Annotated in this window: 21 protein-coding genes; 4 read left to right on the top strand and 17 right to left on the bottom strand. The window is 55.3% G+C overall.

Features of this window, described 5'->3' with window-relative positions:
- Positions 1 to 395: 395 nt before the first annotated feature.
- The 4 genes from HXY34_00720 to HXY34_00705 form a co-directional block, all read right to left on the bottom strand.
- Positions 396 to 1,088 (bottom strand): glycerophosphodiester phosphodiesterase, encoded by a 693-nt coding sequence (locus HXY34_00720; protein ID NWF94647.1) that lies wholly within the window; start codon positions 1,086 to 1,088, stop codon positions 396 to 398.
- Positions 1,089 to 1,286: 198 nt separating this feature from the next.
- Positions 1,287 to 1,589, bottom strand: coding sequence for a hypothetical protein (locus HXY34_00715; GenBank protein NWF94646.1), 303 nt, complete (start codon positions 1,587 to 1,589; stop codon positions 1,287 to 1,289).
- Between the two features lie 1,256 nt (positions 1,590 to 2,845).
- A complete protein-coding gene (locus HXY34_00710; protein ID NWF94645.1) occupies positions 2,846 to 3,319 on the bottom strand; it encodes a hypothetical protein in 474 nt (157 codons plus the stop codon).
- A gap of 7 nt (positions 3,320 to 3,326) precedes the next feature.
- Positions 3,327 to 5,540 carry a hypothetical protein gene (locus HXY34_00705; protein NWF94644.1) on the bottom strand — a complete coding sequence of 738 codons (2,214 nt, stop codon included), beginning with the start codon at positions 5,538 to 5,540 and terminating at the stop codon, positions 3,327 to 3,329.
- A 777-nt stretch (positions 5,541 to 6,317) separates the two neighbouring features.
- On the opposite strand from HXY34_00705, the gene HXY34_00700 reads away from it, so the two are divergent.
- Complete coding sequence (locus HXY34_00700) at positions 6,318 to 7,232, top strand: hypothetical protein (GenBank protein ID NWF94643.1); 915 nt, start codon at positions 6,318 to 6,320, stop codon at positions 7,230 to 7,232.
- Between the two features lie 9 nt (positions 7,233 to 7,241).
- Here the strand turns inward: HXY34_00700 and HXY34_00695 are convergent, their stop codons facing one another.
- From HXY34_00695 to HXY34_00675, 5 genes are all read right to left on the bottom strand, one after another.
- Positions 7,242 to 8,912: a hypothetical protein gene (locus HXY34_00695; protein ID NWF94642.1), complete on the bottom strand. Its 1,671-nt coding sequence runs from the start codon at positions 8,910 to 8,912 to the stop codon at positions 7,242 to 7,244.
- A gap of 54 nt (positions 8,913 to 8,966) precedes the next feature.
- Positions 8,967 to 9,713 carry a hypothetical protein gene (locus tag HXY34_00690; protein NWF94641.1) on the bottom strand — a complete coding sequence of 249 codons (747 nt, stop codon included), beginning with the start codon at positions 9,711 to 9,713 and terminating at the stop codon, positions 8,967 to 8,969.
- Between the two features lie 332 nt (positions 9,714 to 10,045).
- On the bottom strand, positions 10,046 to 10,621 hold the full coding sequence (locus HXY34_00685; GenBank protein NWF94640.1) for a GTP-binding protein: 576 nt from the start codon (positions 10,619 to 10,621) through the stop codon (positions 10,046 to 10,048).
- Between the two features lie 175 nt (positions 10,622 to 10,796).
- A complete protein-coding gene (locus HXY34_00680) occupies positions 10,797 to 12,047 on the bottom strand; it encodes an MFS transporter (protein ID NWF94639.1) in 1,251 nt (416 codons plus the stop codon).
- A gap of 67 nt (positions 12,048 to 12,114) precedes the next feature.
- Positions 12,115 to 13,782, bottom strand: a complete 1,668-nt coding sequence (locus tag HXY34_00675) for a PAS domain S-box protein (protein NWF94638.1) — start codon at positions 13,780 to 13,782, stop codon at positions 12,115 to 12,117.
- A gap of 518 nt (positions 13,783 to 14,300) precedes the next feature.
- On the opposite strand from HXY34_00675, the gene HXY34_00670 reads away from it, so the two are divergent.
- On the top strand, positions 14,301 to 15,647 hold the full coding sequence (locus HXY34_00670; GenBank protein ID NWF94637.1) for a M20/M25/M40 family metallo-hydrolase: 1,347 nt from the start codon (positions 14,301 to 14,303) through the stop codon (positions 15,645 to 15,647).
- A gap of 67 nt (positions 15,648 to 15,714) precedes the next feature.
- On the opposite strand, the gene HXY34_00665 is transcribed toward HXY34_00670, so the two are convergent.
- Positions 15,715 to 16,116 (bottom strand): hypothetical protein, encoded by a 402-nt coding sequence (locus HXY34_00665; GenBank protein NWF94636.1) that lies wholly within the window; start codon positions 16,114 to 16,116, stop codon positions 15,715 to 15,717.
- Between the two features lie 34 nt (positions 16,117 to 16,150).
- On the opposite strand from HXY34_00665, the gene HXY34_00660 reads away from it, so the two are divergent.
- Entirely contained in the window at positions 16,151 to 17,455 is a 1,305-nt protein-coding gene (locus HXY34_00660) for an NAD(P)/FAD-dependent oxidoreductase (protein NWF94635.1), read from the top strand.
- Positions 17,456 to 17,537: 82 nt separating this feature from the next.
- Here HXY34_00660 and HXY34_00655 read toward each other — a convergent pair whose 3' ends face one another.
- The 7 genes from HXY34_00655 to HXY34_00625 form a co-directional block, all read right to left on the bottom strand.
- On the bottom strand, positions 17,538 to 18,566 hold the full coding sequence (locus HXY34_00655; GenBank protein NWF94634.1) for a HesA/MoeB/ThiF family protein: 1,029 nt from the start codon (positions 18,564 to 18,566) through the stop codon (positions 17,538 to 17,540).
- Positions 18,567 to 18,714: 148 nt separating this feature from the next.
- On the bottom strand, positions 18,715 to 18,891 hold the full coding sequence (locus HXY34_00650) for a hypothetical protein (protein ID NWF94633.1): 177 nt from the start codon (positions 18,889 to 18,891) through the stop codon (positions 18,715 to 18,717).
- Between the two features lie 120 nt (positions 18,892 to 19,011).
- Positions 19,012 to 19,491 (bottom strand): thioredoxin family protein, encoded by a 480-nt coding sequence (locus tag HXY34_00645; protein ID NWF94632.1) that lies wholly within the window; start codon positions 19,489 to 19,491, stop codon positions 19,012 to 19,014.
- A gap of 26 nt (positions 19,492 to 19,517) precedes the next feature.
- Positions 19,518 to 20,000, bottom strand: a complete 483-nt coding sequence (locus HXY34_00640) for a hypothetical protein (GenBank protein NWF94631.1) — start codon at positions 19,998 to 20,000, stop codon at positions 19,518 to 19,520.
- Positions 20,001 to 20,077: 77 nt separating this feature from the next.
- Entirely contained in the window at positions 20,078 to 21,091 is a 1,014-nt protein-coding gene (locus tag HXY34_00635; GenBank protein NWF94630.1) for an NAD(P)/FAD-dependent oxidoreductase, read from the bottom strand.
- Positions 21,092 to 21,152: 61 nt separating this feature from the next.
- Entirely contained in the window at positions 21,153 to 21,782 is a 630-nt protein-coding gene (locus HXY34_00630) for an indolepyruvate oxidoreductase subunit beta (protein ID NWF94629.1), read from the bottom strand.
- 1 nt (position 21,783) lies between these two features.
- Positions 21,784 to 23,688, bottom strand: a complete 1,905-nt coding sequence (locus HXY34_00625; GenBank protein ID NWF94628.1) for a 4Fe-4S binding protein — start codon at positions 23,686 to 23,688, stop codon at positions 21,784 to 21,786.
- 315 nt (positions 23,689 to 24,003) lie between these two features.
- Between HXY34_00625 and HXY34_00620 the strand changes: the two genes are divergently transcribed.
- The gene (locus HXY34_00620) at positions 24,004 to 24,279 is read left to right on the top strand and encodes a hypothetical protein (protein ID NWF94627.1); all 276 of its coding nucleotides are present in this window, start codon (positions 24,004 to 24,006) and stop codon (positions 24,277 to 24,279) included.
- Position 24,280: the final 1 nt, after the last annotated feature.

The raw sequence follows: 24,280 nt of genomic DNA, 5'->3' as shown, positions 1-24,280 counted from the left end.
AGTCTTGTCACTCCCAGGAATCGGCACTGGGGTCACTCCTCGAGAAGAGGTCTCATGAGGTGTCGAGCTGACCTCGAGCTCTCCGTTCCCGCACGGAGGTGTATATGCACCACGCAGTGATGTCCAAGATTGTCCGACTTCTGGGCAGCTGCTGCTAACCCTATCAGGCATCAGGTCTACCCGAGGATACTCAGCTTCTTGAAGTCGCTGGGCAGCACCTGAGAGCCACAAACCGAAGGCAGTCACGATTGCAGAATCTGAAGACAAGAACCAACACTACAGGGACCATCATCGATTCCAATGCGCTCTTCGTCCCGTCCGGGAACAGATCATCGTAACGAATGGTACGTCGCCACCTGCGTGTCTGAACACTGTAGGAAGTCCGACGGATCAGACTACGGCGCTCTCACAGCCCTGGCACAAACATCAGGGACATCCGTGATGATTCCATCTGTACCCCACGAGACGAGGCGCAGCATCCCTGCCTCATCGTTCACAGTCCATGGATAGACTCTGAGTCCACGTTCATGAGCACGGTCCACGAGGCGCCTGTCCAGTGTATCAACAGGAGGATTGACTGCTGACGCGTGAACTCTCAAAGCGGCCTCTACCGGGTCCTCCATGGGGCTGTTATACAGGATTGCCGTCTTGACCTCAGGCGCCACTTCATGCATGGTCACTAACGCCGCATGGAAGAATGACGACACGATGGATCGTTTCACCAGACCTCTCTCTCGCAAGAGCTCCGCCACCTCTATCTCTACCCCTGGCACTTTGAGCTCGACATTCACCCCTCGTGCTCCCGTGCAGAGGTCCAACACCTGTGAAAGGAGTGGCACGCGCTCACCGCTTCCAATGTCGTATTTGGACAGCTCCGCATAGTCGGTCTCCGCGACCTGAACCTCGACTCCACACAGCCTCGTGAGATCATAGTCGTGTATGCACACAAGACGACCATCTGACGTCTGCTGAACGTCCAGCTCGACCCAGTCCGCTCCAGCACTATATGCTGTTTCAAAGCTTCTAATGGTGTTCTCTGGTGCCTGCCGAGGAGCACCACGATGCCCAATCACTAGAGGTCGCATCATTGGTCACCCGCGTGTGGGTCGGTAGCAAGTGTCGGACACTCCTGTCTGACTCGCTCGAACAGAAGAGTCACAGGGGTTGCCACTATCAGCCAGAAAGACACCGATATGAGTGTTCTGGCTCCCCCATGTGTCATGAAGAATGCCTGCCCTCTAGCAGCTACGGAAGAGAGAGGACGGCGAACCATCCTGCAAGACATCTCAGGGACGGTCATCTGGCCTGCCAAGACCGGTTCCCCCGCATCTGGGACAGGACTCCGGACGGTCAATGCCTTCTATCCTCCCAGTCCCGCCGCAGTAGTAGCACTTCGGAACGGACTCGTCCAAGCCATAGTCAAGACCCTTTGCGACGGCGCCACCTATACCAATCAGGACCACGCCGATGAACATCGTCACAAGAGACCCCAGATAGAGCTCAGGTACGGGCAAGACAAATACAAGGGAAAAGAGAAAGAGTGCAGCACCAATCAGAGTGCACGCCACGCCCTTTCGTCTACGGTCCATTCATCACACCGTCCGTCTCAGCAGATGCATGACTCACTATGTGACCTGCCTGAGACAAGGATGGCCAGCCAGCTGTCTTTAATAGGTTGCGGAAACGCTTCGTTGGTCAGGCCGCATCAAGCACGATACCTCATGAAGATCTCTACTAAGAAGGAGCAAGTGTAACAACTCGGCAAGTCGAGAGTCCAGCTGCCTCGTTCCCCTGTGACTACGGTAGACTGCGGGACGACCACATCTCATCGACGTCTGCTCATAATCGGTGCAAAAGGAACGGTGTGGTGTTCCTGCGTTCCCCACAACACATCACACCGAAGACGACAGTCAACAATCATTCATTGACATGCATCGACTGCCGGACCAATGTAAGGTTTGTAATGGTTCAGTATCATACGCTTGGGCATTCTCCAGCTACCGGCAGTTCACAGCTCTGTTCAGACTCACTCCCAACATTCTCTCTGCCTAGGTCTGCCTCGTCCACCGAGCGACTCGAGGCTCCACGAGGCACTCCGTCATGTCGACACCTCTCTTCTCCACGCTCTGTGCAGATGACTTGTGAGCCAGCTACCTCCTCAACGCGATGTCGCCGTGGACGCCACGAGGTTGTCTTACCAGTCGGGAGGAGTGTGGACCGAGGTCCGCATGAATCGTCGCAGGAAGAGGTCGTCCCACGCTCTCTACGTCCACGTCCTTGTGAACACCGACTCAGTGCTGGCTGGTCCACGCGGTCCGGGTGAGGACGAAACATGGTAGATCAGCGGGCAAATGATGCTTCGGAGGCGACCTGCTTGGTTGAGGAGTGTTACCGGTTTCCTGCTCGTCCTCAGTGTCCTCCTCACCTGTGGCACTCAGGAGGCGTACAAATAGCGAATCGGGGAGGTCCACTCTCTCGCCCGTGAACTCGTCGACGCCTTCCATATTCCAAGGCTCGACGCGAGTGATAAGTCAGTCCGGTTCGAGGACGGCCGACTGGTCCCGGGCATCCATAGCGTTTCCTCGATGATGGGGAGGTATGAAATGAGACTCTCCTACGCCTCATTCTTCCCTGCAGGTGTCGGCATGACATCGACGAGGACCGGTGTTCAGGCGGCTTGAACAGGCCTTTCTACCGTCTACCTCCCCTCTGCCTGTGCTTCGTGCACCTTGTCCGGGCCATTCCGGTTTCGGACAGGCCCCCTCACACATCGCCCATTCAGTGAGGGGCCCTTCTATGCAGGCACTCGTGAAGGAGTCTGTTGCAGAAGCCAGAACTTGAATCCCTATGTCGTCGGCTTCCTCCTCTGCATCCAGACCTCAAGGAGTAGTCGCCCTATCAGGACCGCAAAGAGGCTGACCATGTCGTAGACTGTCGATTGCCATGTGAGAGCAACGAAGAGCACATTCCACACGAGATACAAGACTGCCACTTCGAAGAACGCGCGTATGTGCCGGCCGCTGGCCAGTGTGTCTGTGTCCACTGTCCCGTCCGGTCTATATCGAAACGCAGACCAGACTGCGAAGAAGACATACAGGGCCAGCACAGGAATCATTGGACTAAGAACGATTAGGTCTCGGAGTCTGTACATGACTATCAGGCTTCCACTAGTAGACAGGATGATTGCACCGGACATGTAGACAACTAGGCGGACTCGAGAGGTCTTGCCCCGCAGCAGAAGCCATAGGACAAGGCATGCGAGCGAGGCGTATCCCCCGACGAGCAAGAATGGGTGATGCGTATAGGAATCTGCATACATGAGCATGTCACCATCCCGGCCATCTACGCATCGACCAGTGATGCTCGCAGTAGTATGGATACGTGCAGGAGAACGGATTAAACAGAAGGCGTTCATACCCTAGAGCCATCGTACACGACATATCCGGACAGTAGATCTCAGAGAACGCTGAGTTGACGTCCACTATCCATATATGATGTCCATACTCGTGCATCATCGTGACCCGCCTGCAAGCAGTAAGGAAGTATGGTGCCCAGACCAGTGGATTCATGCAGAATAGGGTGGAGAGAACGACAGCTTCCTCCATGAGTGAGGAGTCACCAATGAATATCCCCTTGTTCTCATAATAGTGAGCACCACCGACTAGTTCATATCCAGATACGGGGCGCGGGATTGCAACAAGGTTGCAGAAGACCATCCACTCCCACTTCAAGTCACTGGTAGTGTCATGGTCACGATACTGTACGAGGAAGTCGTAGTCTGGTCCGTAATCCGTGTGGAAACAATCAAGAAATGGAATCTGGTCGTCCAAATGGAACTCCACCCTGTCATAGTACATGTTCACGTAGTATGCTTCTAACACATCGAGGTCCTCCTGCGTCGGACAATGCCCCTCCATGTAGTCGATCTCCACGGCGCCTCTGAACCGGTGTACACGATTGATGCTGAGTATCTTGCCCCACTCAGCATAACCGCCGTAGGTCAGCTGAAGAACGACCTCGTGTACCGACCCGTCAGGGTAGTCGCCCAGATTCACCTCGTAGGCGAAGGCGACCCCGGTCATGGAGGACTTCACCACGCCATCGACGTAGACGGTGAGGTCTCGGGGATATGGGTCCTGGTCCGCCTCCATCTTGATGCTTGTCCTGGTGTCGGTTCCCGATACCGCTCTGTAGGCGAGTCTGGAGGGGTTGAGCTGCGGAAAGTACTCCCCGACCATGCTCAGTGGTTCGCCGTTAACACGCTTGGCACAGAAGTATTCGAGCTTCCACCCCTTCTCCACATAGTCGCCCCAGTCAATCTGGATGACCACTCTTCTTGTGCCACCTCCCAACACGGACACTGCACCGTCGAACCCAGTGGACTTGAGAATCGTGCCCGAGTAATACTCCACTCCATCAACAAGGACCTTCATCCTCCGGTTGAACGTGTCCTGATCCACCTTGACCCGAATCCAGAGGTTAAAGTAGTAGTCAGTGTATGGCTGATACACAGCGAAGTACAGTCTGGAATACCCCTGTCTCGGGAACCAGTGTCCTTCCATCGCTGGGCTCAGAGGCTCAGCGGGATACGCTGTCTCAGGTGACGTGTCCTCCGTCGTCTTGATGTGGTCGATGAACTTCGAGTCGTAGTTGTATGACTCTTTGTTGGCAAAGTAGACGGCCACATAGGCCGCTAACCTGCTCAGCTCGGCCTCAATGGGGTCCGTACGGAGCACGAACGAGACACCAAGGACTGTGGCCTTGACCGCATCTTGCGCCCGGTCATACCAGACTCGGACTGTGCCGCTCCAGCTCCCGCTCATAGTGACATAGTTCGAGTATGTCCAGCCACCATTGAACGGAGACATTCTGTACAGGACAAACACATCGCTACGGGTACCGTACCATGCGTCCACCACGTAGGCCTGGAAGACGATGTTCTTGTAGTAGTCGTAGACGACGACTCCCACGTCCCCCATCTTTCCGTATACATACTGGTGTTGTAGTGACACCTCGAGGTCCAGTCCCTCATGAAACCACGAAGGACTTGCAAGCTGCTTGGTCCACATCGGACCGTGTGAGAATGCAGGATCAGACGGGATGCTGCCGCTCTTGTACCGTCCTGCATCAACCAGCAGGCTGATGCCCGTCTGTAGCTTGGTCATGGGGAGTTGTCCGCCCCACGATGCGTCCACTGGTGTCCACCCCGATGCAGAGTCGCAGGCGTCCTCATAGAGCACAGTGCCTGTGCCTGGACCCGACGTGAGTACCATGCCCTCCGTGGCTACCGTGTCGTTGCCTGAGGTGTCCGCCCCCCTCGGACCCGAGCTGTCGGGTACCGTGTCCAGAGTCTCCTCCGGTGACCTGGCAGTGCTGTTGTTCCTGACTGCCTCCAGTGACTCAGAGGTCTGGGTGTTCCACTCGGTCTCAACATACTCGCGCACAGCCCTCTCAATCGCTGATGGTCTCATCGCCTCGATGTCGGCCGGTGCAGTGTCTGACTCCTCGTGTACCGACTGGAACGGGGCAAGTCCATCCACCCTTCCCCCCCCCCCTCCGTGGCGACTGTGGCCCCGCCGGTGTCTTCCAACTGGCCGGCCGTCGCAGGGCCTGACTCTAAGCCGGGGGACGATAGAGTGAAGATGAAGCACACAAGCACAGCAATGATGCTACGTCCGAACCGAGATGTGAATCTACCCCTTCGGACCATGGAAACTCTATCCCTGTACGCCGGTTGCTAGCGCCTCCTTATATGTCTTCTGACTACCGTGGCCCCGTTGAAAAGGTCGTTAGTGTAACACTCAGAGGCATAGGACGGTCCGGTCGTGACGTCCACGTATGGAGTACAATAGAGTGTACGACACAACCAGAGCTCGTCATCAGCTATTCATGCTTGACGTGCATATTTGGCTTGGGAATACCATTCGGTCTCAGAGGAGGTCGTTGGGCAGACCCACGGAGTTCCCACTGTGGACCCTCCCTTGCGGTCCTCCTCACCCTCAAGTTCGACTCCGGTCTGCGCCATCGCCAGTTCGTCGCGCAACTCAGACTCAACCCGACAGTCCTGTCGCGACTCGGACTGTCAAGACCACGTCACTACTCACGGGTCCAAGGTTCGCTCAAGAGGATCGACACACAGACCCTTCCCAAACAAGATGTAATGGATGGTCGCACACACGAGAGCGAGCTCCGCCCAGAAGAGCGGCGGTCGATTCGACGGGCTTCTCCCCCTCGACCGTGAATTATGCAACAGAGTCCTCGTGAAGAGAAGAGATAATAACAGGAGAGAGTACTGAGTCAGCAAGGCTGGGCTACCCATGTCCAAAGCGGATCTGTTCTCAAAGTACAGTCAAGTCTATGCACGGGCGAAGGCCAAGGAGATCGTGCCCGACGGCCCCTTTGTTAGACAATTGACCGACATGCCTCACGCTGGACTCGACGTTGGGTTGTTTTTCAAGGCCAAGAAAGACAAGAACATGAAACAGGTCTACGTCAACGGACCTATTCCGGAGGCGGTCGCCAAGAAGGAGGGCTTCCTCGAGGCGGGCGGTGAATCCTATCTGAGCAGGACCCTTCTGTCTGATGCCGGGGGCCTGCAGTTCCTTCGTCTCGTCGTGTCCGCAGGCGAATTGCTCGAGTCAAGAGAGGCTAGACTCGCCTTTCTCAAGAAGGTGCAACGAATCGTTGACATGCTTGTTCGAAAGGCCCGCAACGTCGTGCATTCTGGGACACTTGATCCATTCAGATTCGACCGAAAAGTGAAGACCTTGCAGGAATTCCTCACGGTGGACCTGAAACTCGACGAGGTTGCGGTAGAAGCAGCTTCAATACCATTCATGGTTGCTGCTCCTCAGTACATCCTTCTCAGCAACCAAGACATTCTTGTCACTGGCGAGGAGTACAGAGTCCCGCACTCGGTTTTTCATCTTGTGGGCGGAATCGGCTACACTTTTGACAATCGGATGGGGGCAGTGCACGAGGAGAGGCTGTTCAGAACCACAACCGACCTGGCAGGAATGGGCATAACTGAGTCATACATCGACAGCCATCTGAGAACGATAACAAGCGACTTCCAGAACAATCTGCACTCTGTCATCTTCTCCGACGTCTGGAAGAAGAGTCCGGCAAGACCTGCAGGCGTCAACTTTGGAGGAGATCTGCTGATAAAGACCGAGTCCACCAGTGACATCTGGTCCGGTGTCTTCGAGGTCTACATCAGACAGCCATCGTGAGTATGCGTTCTAGAGCAGGAGGACATCGAACGAGTCGATTGCCATCATTACTGCCCTCAGAGCGTATATCCTGAACGTGTATGTCACCGGCTGCTGCACCATTGGTGTCAGAAGCGCCTTGAGGCTCCCCAGAGAGTTGTTCCCGAAGCTGAGCCTCAGAGAGGAGAGACTCTCGACCGTGACCTCACGGGCACCATTACCAAGCGATATTAGCACGTCTGAAGCCAGCTGCTCGAGGGTGTCGTACACGGGATTGGGTCGCCCCAACAGATCCGTCACGGCACCCGCGACACCAAGAACGAGTCCTGACGAGTTCACATGGGGTGAACCATGACCAGCAGAGAGGGACACTGAGTGTGCAAGGTATTCGCCCACATCTCCGAGCATGTGCAGCGAGTATCTGGTCCTGGAAGAGTGTACACACACCGAGTCAAGACTGCGCAGAGAGTCTGCTGTCACTCCGCATATCGTCATGAACAGCGTGTCATCGTCGCACAGGTCATCCAGCACAAGAGACTCCACAAGAGCTTGACAGCTCATCCCGATACCATGTGCGAGAGAGACTAGGGCAGCCCAATGGCTTGCGATGGTTGTCGCATTGATGCGCTCGATGGATGACCTGACCAAGCGCCCGAAGCCGTCCAGGCTCACACTCCGTGCAGCGCTCATGAACGCCGACCACTCGCTCTCGGACAGACACATGTCAAACCTTACACTGCCGCGGCTACGGTCGATGTTCACAGCGGAGAGCACTGCCCCGAGCCGACTCACCGAGTCTGTGTGAGCATCAAAGATCTGCTCAAGCAGCCAGTCACTTCCAAGGTGCAGCGGGTTCACATCAACAAGCGACTGCCGCTCGGAGTCAAGCGTGACAACAAATGGAATCGCGCTGCTGTTGATGGCAGCAAGCCAGGTCTCCAGCCGACCCCATGAGACATTATCGGACGGGCGAACCCTCAGGTCGACTCCAAACCCCGCCGACTCGAGCTCGTCAACGAGTCCACTCGATGGAGCTATGTCTACGAAGGCGTACTCGAAGTCCGAGAGAGGCACGCTGAGATAGACTTGACCATCCCCTTGCCACGAGACCTGAGCAATCGGCACTGCACCCATCACGTAGATGGAGACAGGGAACGTCAATCCAAGCAGATTCAGGACTATGAGCCAAGACAGTCCACGTACACCCAAACGGCGCACTGACCCCTTTGGTCTGAATCTGCCCGTCAGCACAACCACAATGATGGCAACGATACTCAACACAGCAAACGGCACGAAGCCGTGCACCAACACAGTCAACGGTGACAGGACCAGAACGGACAACACCAGTATTACTACAACGAAGAGACCTGATCTTGAGCGATGATATCCCAAGAGAACTGATGGTAGTGCGATGAAGAGGGGCAATATGTAGAAGCCCACGGGTGTGGAGTCAATGAGGCTGGCCCCGACAAGCGTCTGCCGGACAACGACCGAAGTCATAGCGTAGAGGACAAGCACAATGTTCAGTGCCAGCGCTACAAGGACCAGAGAGTTGATGACTCTCCACACTCGCGTTCGTTGTTCCAGACATGCAATCGCTCTCTCCCTCAGCACTAGCACTTGCGCCAGTCGCGTCGAGAGTCTTGAGACTGGCGGAGAGGAGCGGTCACCAGATTCCGGTGTTGGTCCCGAGGAACTCATCTTGCCCAGCTGGCCCGGCGGTCTTGCTCATAAGCCCTTCTGATTCGACCATGATCACACGGCTTCAAACAGCAAGAATCTGTAATGCCTCGCTCTGTCCCACGACTCCGTGTGGCTTGGAGTCTCAAGCCTACGAACAGTGCGACTAGACCAGTCGATGTCATACCCTTCAAGGTAGCTGAAACCCGCCGCCGACAGGACCTCCATGTTGTCGATTGTGTACAGGAGGCACGGCTGTGTGACTACCAGGAGACCGCGGCTTACAATGGTAGCGCGCATCTGACGTAGGCTTCTCTCTGCGTCTGCATAATGCGCATAGTACTCGAACAGGTATCCAAGGACGTCATTGTTGAGAAACGCAATGTCGAAGACCCCTTCTGTAAGACGACCCGACTCCAGAATCGTGGTGTCCACTGCTGTCAGTGCATGCTCGCGGGACGTGAGGTAGTCCTTCTGCACCTCCGGGAATCTTGCCTGATGCAACATGGTCTCGAAGCGTGCTTCAACAACTCTTGACGACTCGAGTACTCCCGACTCTTGGAGCTTGTAGAAGAGACTCTCAAGCCGCAGGACGTGTGCATCAAGGCAATATGTCACAGGCATTGAGGATTCTCCGTCATTCAATCTGACGTGCTCATGGAGCGTCGCAACGAAGAGAGGCACTTCATGGTTCTCCCCAGAGGCGAAGTCGGCGACAAGAAGCGGACCTGAATGACACTCAGTCAGACGTTCCGCAAAGGCGTCGGAAACAAGGACTGACCTGAGTGGGGTGTGTGCATCGATGTGCTCTGATCCAGACATGAGTGCGACTCATCTCTGACAGTATTTCCCTTGAAGATATGTCGTGCGTACTACTGCAGCACCGGACAGACACACAACTTGTCGCCAGATTGTGACTGGTGAGTGACACACAAGCATTCGTCACTTAATGGAGAGACCAATCGAAGTCATGCGACTCCCGGGATGATGGGACTGGTATTGCTCTTCCAGGTCTGCCACAGTGACGGAAGACTCAGGCTGCAGAGGCGTACCTCCGAAGACATGGGCTGAGTGCGAGATGTTTCGACGAGACCTCTATGCTGGTGTGCACGTCCATGGTACCAAGCACACTCAGTACGCGTGATGGGCCAGACTTAGCTTCCAGCGCTGATAGTGCGAGCGGGATGCATTTCGGCAGCCGTTGTCAGGGTCTCGTTCTCTTGGCTAATCATCTCCGCCACGATCTGGAATATGTCTGCTACATTAGACCCTGTCTTGGCGCTTGACACAACAGGCACTGCGCCAATCTGTTGAGCAAGACGCTTCACCTCGTCGATTGTGACCTGGGATGGAAGGTCCGCCTTGTTGCCTACCAGAACGATTGGCACCCTTCGCCCAATGCTCGAGTCAGCCTCTCGAATCCAGTTGGTGACACCCTCGAAGGAAGCTCTGTTGGTCAGGTCAAACATGACAACCACCCCTCGTGCAGCCTTGTAGAACATCGGCCGAATCATCTTGAAGGTCGCCTGTCCGCCGATGTCCCACAGAATCAGTTTCACGCTCAGGACACCCGCGTTGCTGGATATGTTGAGGCTCCTTGTAAAGTGCTGCACTCCCACAGTCAGCTGATACTCCTGGTGAAACGACCCGGACGACCACATGAGAACGGTCGCGCTCTTTCCGACCCCTGGGTCGCCAACGACGCACACCTTGTAGATGTATGAGTCCACGTCTCCGCACCTCGGACTGAATCCGACCAATGTTATTATATGCTAGTTTATAATATATAACATAATCTGTGATGGCTCCGGGGCGGTCGGACCACAAGAGAGTGGGCCCATACGACTGAGATGCGGCCTGCAGATGGGCGGAGTGTAATGACCACTGGCAGACCCGATACATGCACTAGGGAGCAAGAGGGAGTCCCGGCTCGGGAGTGTCCACAGACTCCTGCGTCCTGAGCAGTCTCAGACCCACGACCAGCGCTATCACCAGGAAGACAATTGCAAGCTGCCAGCCTATTCGATAGTCTCCGATGACCTCTACTAGTGCTGCTATCGCGATTGCACCAATGGCAAGCTGCCCGACATTCGAAACGGAGTTGTAGAGGTTGTAGACCGTCCCGGAGACAACGACAGGCGAGTTATCCATAGAGATTCGCATCTGCGTTGCCTCGTACCCGCCATTGACGACTCCTACGATGCAGAAGAACGCTGTGACCATTGTGGTGTTCGCGGTGTCCATGATCAGAATGGCCAATATCACTATGGCATAGGCAACTGTCAGAGATGGCAGAGTGACTCTCACTGACAACTTGTCCCCCAGCACACCGAACACTACCGCACCAAGAAACATGCCAACGGAGAAGAAGGCAAAGACGATCCCAATCGTGATCTGGTCGAAACCAAGACCCTCTTGAAGCAGTGTCTGCATGAGTGCAAGAATCGCGATACCTGCTCCCGCGAACAGCTGAAAGAGCAAGCAGATGAGGACGTTCTTCTGTCTGAAGACACTGGAGTACACAGACATGCTCACGCGTTTGAAATCTGGCGGGAGTGGGTTCTCCTTGAAGAGAAGGATGAGGAAGCACGAGAAGCTGACTACCACTCCGGGCACTGAGTAGATGATGACCCACTGACCTCCTTCCGCAAGAAGACCTACGGCTATGGCGGAGATGCCGAAGCCGATTCCTCGCGAACCCCAAGAGGCGCCCTGCATAGCCCCTCTCCGTCTTGCCGGTGTGATGTCGACGGCAAGTGCGTCGATTGTCGCGTCGCTCATGCTTGTACCAAAGGACGCAAGGATTCCTGAGACGACGACGAGGGGGCCGAAGGCTTGGTGCATGGGGAGGGTGACCCAGCCGATGATGCCAAGCACCCCAGCCATAAACACATAGGGCTTTCTTCTTCCAAATCGCCCAATTGGCAAGTTGTCAGAGAGGAGCCCGAATGCAATCTTGAGATACCATGGGAGCCATATCACGGCCTGAATCACGATTCTCTCAAAGGGAGAGATGAGCAAAGTGTCAAGGAATGCGGGGAAGAACAGCAGCGCACCCATGGCGACACCCTGTGCAAAGTAGAAGAGACCCTGTATTGCCAGGTAGCGGTCTCTCCAGACATTCTCGGGAGACGAAGTGAAGGAGTCAGAGGACATGGGCAATTCAACAGACGGACCAGCACTTAAGTGGTACTACCAGCCTACGTCGTGTCGAGCTCTCAGCCTAAGAGACCTCCTTCTGCGGTGCCAGAGGGATCTGCACTATAGCCCTTGTGCCCTGAGTGTGGTCCCCGGCGACTCTGTCAGCAAAGGAGAATGTCCCGCCATATCTCTGAACAATCTGACTGACAAGACGCAAACCCAGTCCATGTTGTGTAGACCCTGTGCTTTCAACGCTCATGACCGACTTCTTCATTTCATCGTCCATGCCGCTGCCATGGTCGTCTACTGTGATTAACGCCTGACCATGCTCCGTCCTACTCACCGCGACATCTATGACGACAGAAGAGTGAGTGTCAGCCTTCACTGAGTTGTGCAGGAGATTAAACAGCAGCTCCTCAAGAAACTCGTCCGCCATCACCGAGAGATTCTGAGACTTCATGCTTACACGGATGTCTATGTCTCTTCCCGGATAGCTCCGCTTCACCCGCTCTATCGCACTGGTCAGTGCCACAGAAGGGTCGGTCCGAACCAATTGCGGACGCTCCTCAATCAGACGAGAGTGTTTACGCACGTTCTGCACCAGCGACGCACAGGCTTGGGCCTGAGCCAGAGCGTCCTCGAGGTGTCCTCGATAGTGCTTTGGGAGAGCACTTGATGTCAGCGTGAGCTCGATTCCCATGACCGTCGACTGCAGCATTGCAGACAGATCGTGTGCAAGAATGTTGTTGTAGAATGAGGCGAGAGAGTACGCCCGCTCTAGCTGTTTCTTCGCAGCCATTCGTTCTGAGACGTCTCGGGCGACAGCAAGAAATCCGACAGCCTTGCCTTCGTTGTCGCGCATCACTTCTCTTGACACCTCCACGTGGGCGATGCTTCCATCGCGCCGGACTGCGTCAAGGTCCAATGGTGCCCATTCATGCTGATAGTACGTCCCTGAGGTGTCAGCTGACAGAGTTGCTGCTAGCTCCTTAGCGAGAAGCTCAGCCGACTCGGGGGTCACAAAGTCTGTCACTGCTCGGCCCGTGACCTCTTCTGGATCGTATCCAAACAGCGACTTCACGGCAGGGCTCACGTAGGTTGTTTTCAGGTCCATGCTCGTAGCGATGATGGCGTCCCTAGCACTTTCCGTCAGAAAGCGATACCATTGCTCTCTTTCCCCCAGCGCCACCAGCGCATCCTCTAGGCTCTTCCCCCAGCCCCACATGATCACCGCCAGCGCAAAGTAGGCTGTGATTGCGGGAATGCTCGGGAAGAGTCCAGCCTGAAGACCCGCGGCGGACACGGCCAATCCTGATGCCGCTGCGCCACCAAAGGCGGCCCGAGGAGAGATGAGAATGCCAGCTGTCATTATAGGGATTACAAAGTAGATTAGAGACCTTCCAGTTGCAACCTCTTCCGGATTGTCACCCAGCAACACGACTAGGATGACCACAAGGAGGAACAATGCTGGTCCCATTCGCCTCATCCCATGTCGATTAAGAAACACCGACACAGTGAATCCAACCATGGCGATGATGGATATCGCAGACAGTCGAGTGAAGTCGGCTTCTGATATCAGGGGTGGTGTCACGAAGTACAGTACACAGACAGACACGAGTGTCGCTGCAGCGAAGAGGATGAAAGCCGCAGCCAAGAGTTCGTGCATGGCCCGCTTCCTCTCTGGCGTCAGTGCGGTCAGCGAAAAGAACTGATCTATCGCTGCGCGTAGACCTGCTCGTATCCGTAGCATCACCATTGTTCACCCTCGGTGCGGCCGACACGGCTTATTGCGGACTGCAGATGGAGTCCTCCGGGTCCCCCTTGATTGTTCAGTGACCCAGCCGTGGCACACAACTCGGATGCATCACGTCTGTGATATCGCACGACATAAGCATTCTGGTGCGCAAGTCTTGCATCCTGAGTTGAGCCATCATGTCAACAGAATGCGCTAACACGCAAGGTCGCGTTTCCTTCTGACTGTCTATCGTCTGAGGGCGCTCCATTGACTTGGCCATCTCGCTTTTCGCCACACAGAGCCGCCCGCTGCGCAAGACCCCCGACAAATAGACCCAAAGAAGAGTATCGCCGGCTTCCTCTGTCTTCTCTCCAAGCGGTCCGCCCTCCTTGCGGACAGCCATCGGTCTTCTGCCAGTGCGAGTGCGCGCATCACGGCAAGAGATACCTGTCTTCATGCCATTAGGAGGACGTTCAGTCCTGACTCGTCTGCTCCGTATTCCTTTATTACAGCAGCGTAATCAAGGAGCCCAGGTGCGTGAAGTGCTAGATGATGCAGTTGGTCTGCTTCAAGAGATGATCAGGAACCGTTGTGTAAACCCACCCGGTGATGAGATGCGAAACATCAGGACTGTAGAGAAGTATCTCGACTCACAAGGAATACAGTCTGAGGTCTTCGAGTCATCTCCAAACAGAGGTAACCTCTTAGCGGAGATAAGAGGGGACACGTCTGCTCCAAGTCTCATGCTCGGTCCTGCACACGTTGACGTCGTCCCAGTTCAAGACGAGTCAAGATGGCGCTATCCTCCCTTTGGGGGAGTAGTGGAGGAAGGCTGCGTCTGGGGACGGGGAGCTTTGGACATGCTGTACATCGTCGCCGCCCAGACTGTCGCCTTTGCGCACCTCCACAATGATGGGTTTCGACCGAAAGGAACGCTAAAGCTACTGATAGTGTCTGATGAGGAGTGCGCGGGGGAGGCAGGTGCGCTGTGGATGATAAAGCATCATCCTGAGCGCGTCAAGGTGGACTATCTGGTCACAGAACCCGGTGGGGAACCTGTGGCCCATGACCGAGCAGTCCTGTGGTATGGAGAGAAGGGTACTGCGTGGACCAGACTGACATTCACGGGCACCGAAGGTCATGGCAGTATGCCATTCGGTGTCCCTAATGCAATCACTCGCATGGCGGAAGGAGTGAAGAGACTGGCAGCCTACCAGCCCGCTCGGACATCGCAGTTTCTGAAGCCGCTTGTTGGGGGAATGGAAGTTGGTAGAGTCTCACGACTGATGGTCTCCAACAGCCACACACTAGGACTGAGCCTCAAGTTGCTGTCCAAGCGAAATCCAGCTCTCGCCAGATTCCTGCACGCACTCTCACAGATGACAATCTCGCCGAACGTGTGCGCCGGAGGTACCAAGACAAACGTGATTCCCGGCAGGGCCAAAGTGGACCTTGACATCCGCATCTTGCCCGGACAGGACGAAGAGTATGTGCGCTCTCAGATCGTGACTGCTCTCGGAGAACTTGCTCAGGATGTGACAATTGAACGAGTGCCAATCGATCAGGGTGGTGACTTCTCTCCCGGAAGCATGAGCAGCCTTGAAACGCCTCTCGTGACCATCATGCAGGAGGTGGTCTCGGAGCTGACTGGAGGTGCGTCCAGACTCGTGCCCATGATACTCACAGGCGCCACCGATTCACGGTTCTTCCGACGTGCCTTTGGGACCAACAGCTACGGTTTCGCACTTCACTCCGAGGAGATAGGGATCAGTGAGATCCTCAGACTGCCCCATGGAGACAACGAGAGGGTACCCCTCAGGACCCTAGAGCTGACCATCAAGGCGTACTATCTTCTCGCACAGAGGTTCTTGCAGCCCTGAGGACTCTCCACCATGGGCTATCGCTGGCGGCGTCGCGAAGAGGACTCCTCTAGGCAAGGCAACGCAATCACGAAGAGCGCACCCAACACCGTGTGTCCTGTGACCCTATCTTCCCCACTGATGCGGCCCCATACTTTTCAAGCGCGCTCTTGACTATGTGAAATGAGATACCGCCATATCTTCGCTGGGGGTTCTTGCTTGCTAGCAGATACTCGTCAACGAACACTTGAAACGCAATCTCTAGAGAAGGCCTGTAGGACTCACCCAAGACCTTCATAGAGTCGTCCAGTACATTGAGCGATGCCACGAGGTCGTCTTGGGTCTGCTGCTCAACAAGCGCGAAGCCGGCGTAGACTCCCTCTCTCACCACAGACTGGTCAATTGCAATCGCACCTATGAGTATGGGCATCTCAGCTATGAGGAGGACCAGTACCAAGTGTGATCTGAACGAGCGTCTGAGCTTTCTCAATGATATTCCCAGATGAGCACTGAACGAGCGATGCATGCAGATGATTCATAATGCGAACATCACTAAGAAGCAGATTGGCGATGTCCAAAGCACAATGGCTGGTCCCGAGACCGGCAGGATGAAGAACCGTCTGGTAGCGACGACGGACTCAATCATGTTCGACGTCATTGTTGTCGGAGCCGGTCCTGCCGGAGCCACATGTGCCAGACACTTGGCGCGAGCGGGGGCTTCGGTCGCGCTACTCGACAGACTGAAGTTCCCACGGGACAAGCCATGTGGAGGCGGCTTCTCACCCACTCTGTTACACGACTTCCCGTATCTTGAGCGCAGGAAGCAAGACTTCGTTGAGGGCGTATGCCGAACTGGTGTGATTCACTCACCGAATCGACGGGTGGTGCTCCAAGGACGATTGGACATGGCTGTGGCACTCAGGACTGAGTTTGACCTCGTGCTGTTCGAAGAGGCAGTGAGCGCGGGAGCCGAACCCATGGTTGGCAGACCGGTCCATCATCTGAAGACTGGTGCCGGCCACACCGAGGTCGGGCTCACAGACGGCAGAACGATCCGGGGACGAGTTGTGATTGGGGCAGACGGCGTTGCGAGTATCTGCGCAAGAGCGAGTGGGCTGAACAATCGATGGGGGAGCTCACAGGTCACGGCCTGCAGAGTGGCAGAGATACCCGTGTCCAGCGACTTCCTTGACGGCGCGTTTGGCGATGACAGGAGATATCACTTCTACGCCAATGTGGGAGGTCTCCCCGGATACGGCTGGGCATTTCCCAAGAGCAACACGGTAAACGTAGGTCTTGGAGTCGTGGCCCGGCGAGCCAAGGGCCTTCCTGCTCGATTCCTCTCCTTCACCAGGCTGCTAATGAACGACGGACTTCTACCAAGAAGCGCGGACATCTCCTCTGCAAGAGGCGCACTTGTTCCCACAGGGGGACCACTCTCGAGTGCAGTGACAGACGGGCTCCTGCTCGTGGGCGACTCTGCTGGAATGGTCAGTCCTCTGACTGGAGGAGGCATAGCCTATGCAATGAGGGCAGCGAGACATGCTGCGGTGGTTGTCAACCGGTGCCTCACACAGGACTCGATCTCAAGACGCGCCCTGCTGGAATATGACAGAGCGTGGTATTCTGACTTCGGCAAGAACATGAGACCGATGCTCATGGCTCAGCGTCTGTTCACGAGCGGGCTCACCGACCTCCTGTTTGAGATTGGTCGCAGGAGCAAGACCTCACAGACATTGGCGACTGAACTGATCTCGGAGGCCTCTGACCGCCACACTGCCTCAATGGTAGGAGTGCTGAAGCGCCTCGCCATGGAGTACAGCCGATGATATGCATAGCAGACAAGATAGTCCAGTCATAACGCCACGCAGTCTCTTTGGCGGAACCAGCCCTCCGGCCAAGGGCTGTCCCTCACTCATCGACGAACAGCTCGAAGTACTTCCTCAGAGCTTCGTCACCCGTACGGAATCCTCGTGCAATCGCAATCCCCTGACGCATGACAGTGATCTTCTGGGGCGCGTCCATGAAGACACTCAACGACTCTTGCATAAGCTGCACACGGTGCTTCTTTCTCAGCCGCTCAGAGAGCTGTTCCAGGTTGACAGTAGTTCTCTCGCGGGGCGTGATGCAGAAGGCCCCCGAACACATCGCAGTGACAGAAGCGCGCCCAGTCTCGGGGGACGTCTGTGGCCCGCTCAGCGAACACTCTGGGCAGTTATGGTCTCGACCTATCGCGAATGTTTCCATGGTCAGTGTTGACATGTCGGCCGCAAACAGTCGCCCTTTCAGCAACGGCTCGCGGTGCGTGCTCAGTAGAAGAGCCTCTCTGACCTCGACTGACGCAATTAGAGACAGAACATCTGGACTGACTCCCACTGCTGCGCACGATTGCTCTGGTCGGTCCTCAAGCTCTCCTACGAGACACCTGAAGCATCCCGTCACACCGGGCACAAAGGTCGTGCAATTGCCATAGCTCTCGATTGCACCAGCATAGATATACGGTATTCCTAGAGATATGCTCGCTCTGTTGACGGCGTACCTGGAGGTAAACGAGTCCAGTCCATCAACAATTACATCCGAACCGGCAAGTAGTCGCTCGGCATTGTCAGCATCCAGCGACGCGACCACGGGGTCGAACTGAACATCCGGATTCAGAAGAGCAAGGTTGTCGGCTGCAGCCTCCGCCTTAGGTCTGTCGATGTCACGGGTATTGAATACGGTCTGTCTCTGAATGTTCGAAAGCTCAACCACATCTCGGTCGATGATTCTTATGAGTCCGAAACCCATTGCAGTCAACATACGGAGAGCGGGACTTCCCAGACCACCCGCACCCACCACTGTGACATGTGCGTCTAGTAGTGAACGCATGTCGTCCTCAGTGAAACCGTTCAATGCGAGCATGCGGGAGTAGCGCTCCTTCTGCGCATCGGTGAGTCTCATTCTGTCAACTCCGACTACTACTCAGATGAGGTGAACAGATAAGTTCAATCTATGCACCTCGCTGGCAACATACTCTCGCCCATGAACATGCTTGCACGTCAGGAGTCTGTCTGGCGGACTAGCATGCGTCGGGAGCATCAGCCAGCAGTCAAACTGACAGACGTGGTCTGTTGACAGCGTGCTTCGTAATCTCGATGTTACACGACTTGTGAACTCTGCACCACTCCTCGCACGCATCAGCCCACTTCTTCTCACTGTACATCAATCCGCACTCCTCGCACAGATACACGGTTCTTACCATCTTGGCCACCACACATCTATCCATTCTATCGACCATCGTCAGGTGGTCGCGAACTCCTGTGTAACCGAGGCAGAGTCTCGGACTGGCGCATATTGGCTGTGGCTCATCTGTAACTGGCACTGTGCAGTAGTCAGCAGCACTGCGCTATCCGGTTCTTCTGCTGTCCTCGATTATCTTCAGTATCTCTGCCTCCACTGACGAGGTCATCCTCGGTCGTGTCTTCATCCTACCAATCTCTCGTCCTTCACGGTCGAACACCAGCAGCGTAGGACTGCTTGTTATCTCGAATCGTTCAACCTCCTCCGGGCTCGGAGGCACTGCCCAGAGCTTGGGGGATCCGTACGGCGGCTTGGTCATGCCCCCCAGAGCACGTATCTTGATGCCCAGCTCCTTCTCAAGAAGGGCAAGGACCGGCACAGCCTTTCGGGCATCGCCACACCAGTCAGCGAAGACTACCACCAGCGAGTAGTCGCCGATCAGAGGTCGAAGCTTATCAACGACCTGAGCGTCGAGCTTGTACTCTTGCTGCTGTCTCAGGAAGCCACCGCGGTAGGCCGGGGCCATCCTCTCAATGTACTCCTGACAACACAGACAATTCGGATCTACATCAGCTAGTGTTGGCACTCAAGTGACACCCTCTTGTGAACTGCCTAGTCCTCTGGACACGGTATGTCTGAACCCAGCCGCCCCTTCTTCGGCTGAAGCGGCAACTGCTTCATCAGCTTGATTATCTTCTCAAGGTCTCGCTCATGGCGTTCTTCGTCCTCTTTCAGATGCTCTATCAGTATCTTTCCCAACGGGTCGTCCATCAACTTCGCAGCATCCCTCGAGATACGGGCCATGCTGTTCTCCTGCGCAATGATATGGCGCAACATCCGCTCAAGCTTCACCCTGTCTGTGTATCTTGCCACCTTGGCCATCCACTCGTCGCAGGGCGCATTGGACAGCACCTCCATAACGCCCTCGAGGAACTTGATGTGCTTCCAAGTGTCGAGTCGCATGTCCAAGTACACCAGTCGTACTGCCGCCTCGGTCGCATTGCTCTCACCTTCCGAGATCTGCTTGAGTGCTTCATTCTCCACGTCAATCTGCTTCTTCAGCAGTTCAATGATCTCCGTCGTCTTGTTCGCCATTTCCAACCACCTGCGTCAGGCGTGATTTAACGATATTAAACTGCTCTTATAATGGTTTAGTTTGGTATCTGTCTTGATTAATCCATGTGAAGAGGAGACCGGTGGTCAGGATGATCAAATGACTGTTCAGACTCATAGTCATTGCCAAGGAACTGGTTAATCATGAGAGCCGCGTAGTTGCCTGTGCCTACAGCCATGGCGACCTGCTGTGTGATTGGACGCACATCACCTGCGGCCCAGACTCCCTCAATGTTCGTCTTTCCCCGATGGTCTGTGAGCACGGCCCCTCTCTGGTCCACCTGTACACCGATAGACTGGGCAAGTTGAGACCTCGGTTCGGCGACATGCGCCACAAAGAAGACCTCAGCCTTCAGTCTCTGTCCGGTGTTGAGTGTCACGGACTGAACCCGGCCCGGCCGTGGAAAGTCGACTGCTGCAATTGTACCGCGGTGCCAAGGGAAAGGAGACTTATCCAGCACAGAGAGGTCCTGACTCTCAAGCGGTATGTATGCATCTTCAGTCATGAGAATCTCAATGTCCTTGGTGAATCTGGACAGTGAGTTGGCAACATGGAGTGCACTGCCTACAGTACCCGCGTTGACGACCAAGACCTTCTTGCCCTTACACAGCGGCGCCTCGCAGTCGGGACAGTAGAAGGCGGCATTGCCCACGTTTGCAACTGGTAGCCATCCTCTCCACAGGCCCTTGACCTTGGGATGCTTCCTTGCCGTCCCCGTGGCTATCAGAAGGGTCTTCGCTCTGTACTCTGCTCGGTCTGACGTTCTGTAGCTGTGGTCGGTACGTACCTTGAACTCCGGATACCTGCCGGAGACCTCGACCACATCGCCAGCCAGAAAACGCGCTCCTGCCGATCGAGCAAGGCCCTGCAGCTGCCTGAGGAGTGTTCGACCCTCTGAATAGGTGGGGCCAGCAGCGAAGTTCATGATGCTGTTGGTGTGGAAGGCCATCGGGCTCGTTCCCCTGTCGAGGACAAGGACCGACCGCTCATGGAAGGCAAGGTGTAGCGCCGCCGATGAGCCTGCTGGTCCACCGCCTATGATGATGGTATCGTAATGCCGGTCTGTGGACATGCGCGTTCAGACGTGAACTGTGGCGAGAAGCTAATAACTCTAGTGCGAGCCTCTAGTCCCACTAGTTCCCGAGACAAGCTGCTCCAGAATTCATGCCCAGGTCAAATGCTCTTGAGTTGGCATCCCTTGTAGTTGGGGGCACGAGTCCCAAGAGTGCCTCTCGCACCTTCTCAGCAGGGATTGGAAAGTCAGGGCATGAACACACTGCACCCACGAGGACCGAGTTCTCTGTCCGTGGATTGCCTGCCTCAACTGCAAGAGCAAGCGAGTCCAGTACGACCAGCCTCGATGTGACCTGACTCAGTCTCTCTCGTACTTGCTCGACTGTGAAGTACTGTTCTGTCTTCTTCTTGTCCAGCGCGACCCGCTCAGTTTCTCCGGGCGGCGGCATGACCCTGCTGCTCATGATGACAACCCCTCCGTCTCGAAGGTACTCAACATATCTCAATGCCTCTGTTGCCTCCATTGAGATCATCAGGTCAGCTTTCCCATACGGGATGAGTGGTGACATCGGTCTGCCGACTCTGAAGTGGACGTAGATTGAACCGCTTCTCTGTGAGAGACCATGCTGTTCGCCTGTCATGACGTCCATTCCTGAGAGTAGGGCGGCCTTACCAAGGACTGCAGAGAGGAGCATCAGCCCCTGACCCCCCACGCCGGTGAAGATTATGTTGTAAGTGTCTTTGTGCATACTATCGACCTCCTTCTCCCACGTGATGCGGGGCGTGTACCGGACAGACCTGTCTGCACTCAAGACAGCCGTCACAGAGGTCCTGCTGTATTGTCATCTTCCGGTCATTGGGATCAACGACTATAGCCGGACAGTAGAACTCCTTCATGCACGCATAGATACTGCGACATGCATCCCGGTCGTTCTCGCTTGGCACGATTGGTTCACCACGCCTCTTCTTCTCACGGTCGCCATACAGCGCACACTCCCGACGTGATATTATCACATTGAATCCTTCCGCTGATATGGCCTCCATTATGGGCTTTATACAGTCCCGGGTCTGGTAGGGGTCGATGACCGTGACTGATCTGGCACCCAGTGCTTCGAACAGCTTCTCCATGTTGATCTTGACTGCCGGCCTTCCTCCAGCATCATAGGGGCTATTGGGGTTGAACTGCTGGCCTGTCATGGCAGTGACAGCATTGTCAAGGACGAAAAGTGTCACATTCGCACTGTGATGAATGAGATTGACTATTCCGGGCAGCGCTGCATGGTATAGCGTGCTGTCGCCCACCATTGCTATGACCTTGTCCTCAAGCACGAGTTGCATTCCTGCGGAGAGTCCGACCGATGCACCCATTGCAAGCATGGAGTCACTGAAGCTGTTCGGTGAGAGGAATGCCATTGAGTAGCACCCAATGTCGTTGTTGAACACGATGCCCTTCCTGATTCGGAGTCGGTCGAGTGCCTGTCTGAACGCCCAGAGGGTTCCACGATGAGGACATCCCGGACAGAAGATGGGATTCCTCTCCGGAAGTCCCCTCTTAAGCTGCTCTGCCCTGGCCAATACGGCATCGTAGTCAAGACTCGTCTTCATTCCTAGGACCTTCGCCAGAGCCTTCTCAACAATGGGGACGTCGTACTCCAGCATCTCTCTGAAGTGACCGCTCTTCTTTCCGAAGATACGGAGACCGGGTCTGGCATCCTTGGCGATAGCAGCGATTCGGGTCTCAAGGTACGGTGAGAGCTCTTCAACCACCACAACGGCATCCAGTGTAGCAATGAACTCAGATATCATACGCTCCGGTAGCGGATGCAGAGTGCCCAGCTTCAGGACTGGCAGCTTCACCTGCAGACTGTCCATCGCTTCCTTTGAGTGGAGATAGCACACGCCAGCTGTGATGATTCCAACTCTCCCTTCCCCGGGTTCTATCCGGTTGAAGGAGCTCTTCTCGAACTCTTCACGCAGTGCGTCCCGCTTCGCCAGCAGCTTGGCCTTTAACGCTCTTGCAACAGCCCCGACGGTGAAGTACTCTCCCTTCACATCCTGCCACTTCTTCTTGACAAAGGGAGTCCTCCTGAGTTCACCGAAGTGGACAACGCCTCTCTGATGGTTAACGCGAGTAGTCGTCCGGATTATCACAAGCGTTCTGTGCCGCTCCGAGACCTCGAACGCCCACTTCGTCATCTCGTAGGCCTCTTGAGCGGTGGAGGGCTCGATCATCGGAACATAGGCTGCTTCTCCAAAGTAACGTCCATCCTGTTCTGACTGCGAGGAGTGAGCATGAGGGTCGTCCGCTATCAGACACACAGCACCAGCTCTGAGTCCGGTGTAGGCGATGCTGAACATTGAGTCGCTGGCAACATTCATGCCAACACTCTTCATCGACGTGAATGACCGCACGCCCGCCATGGAGGCACCCGCTATCGTCTCAAGTGCCACTTTCTCGTTGGCCGAGATATGCATCTTGTAGTCTCCAAAGTGCTCCAAGAGCTCACCGAACGAGTCAAGTATCTCAGAGGTTGGACTCCCCGGATAGAAAGCCACAACCTTCACGTCTGACTCGAGAGCACCTCGGACGACCGCTTCATTGGAGAGAACCAGAGCGGGTCCGCCATCAGTACGAATGATATCCTCAACAGTCATTCTGAATTCGCCGTCCTGATTCCCTGCAACAACGGATAGGCGACAAATAAGCCTTGAGCTATGGTGCTACTGTACACGCCATGTCAGAGTCTTCCTGACTTGATAGCAGTCACTACCATGGTGAAGGTCTGACGCACTCACGCGGAGTAGGAGGAGTAACCCCTCGGTGTGATATGCCCTGCAGCTATGCGGCTCAGATAACGTGTCATAAAGGCGTCGTGACCGATGCTATGTCTTAGTCATGATGGCGAGGTCGAACCATACCATCCAAATAACCTATAATAGTCGCTTAGCTGGCCACTAATGTGTGGGACCATGGACGAAACCATAGTGTTCTCTTGTCCAGAATGCAAGAGCAAGGCAGTCGTTCGCCTGAGTGAAACTGAAGCCGCCAAGATAAAGGAGGAGATCTCCACCAAGGGACGGTCCCCCACCCTTATCGTGAAGTGTGAGAAGGACCACGAGTTGCTCGTGACGCTCTACAACTCACCGAGCGGACTGGGTATCAGAGATGTGGTCGTCCCCGTGAGGTCTGACTCAAAGAAGAAGGGTTCTGAGGTTGACTGGCTCAAGCAAGCCTTTGGAGGTTGAC

Source organism: Candidatus Thorarchaeota archaeon (assembly GCA_013388835.1).
Taxonomy (GTDB): Archaea; Asgardarchaeota; Thorarchaeia; order Thorarchaeales; family Thorarchaeaceae; genus JACAEL01.
The sequence above is the reverse complement of the archived record's forward strand: the minus strand, read 5'-3'. Positions and strand labels throughout refer to the sequence as shown.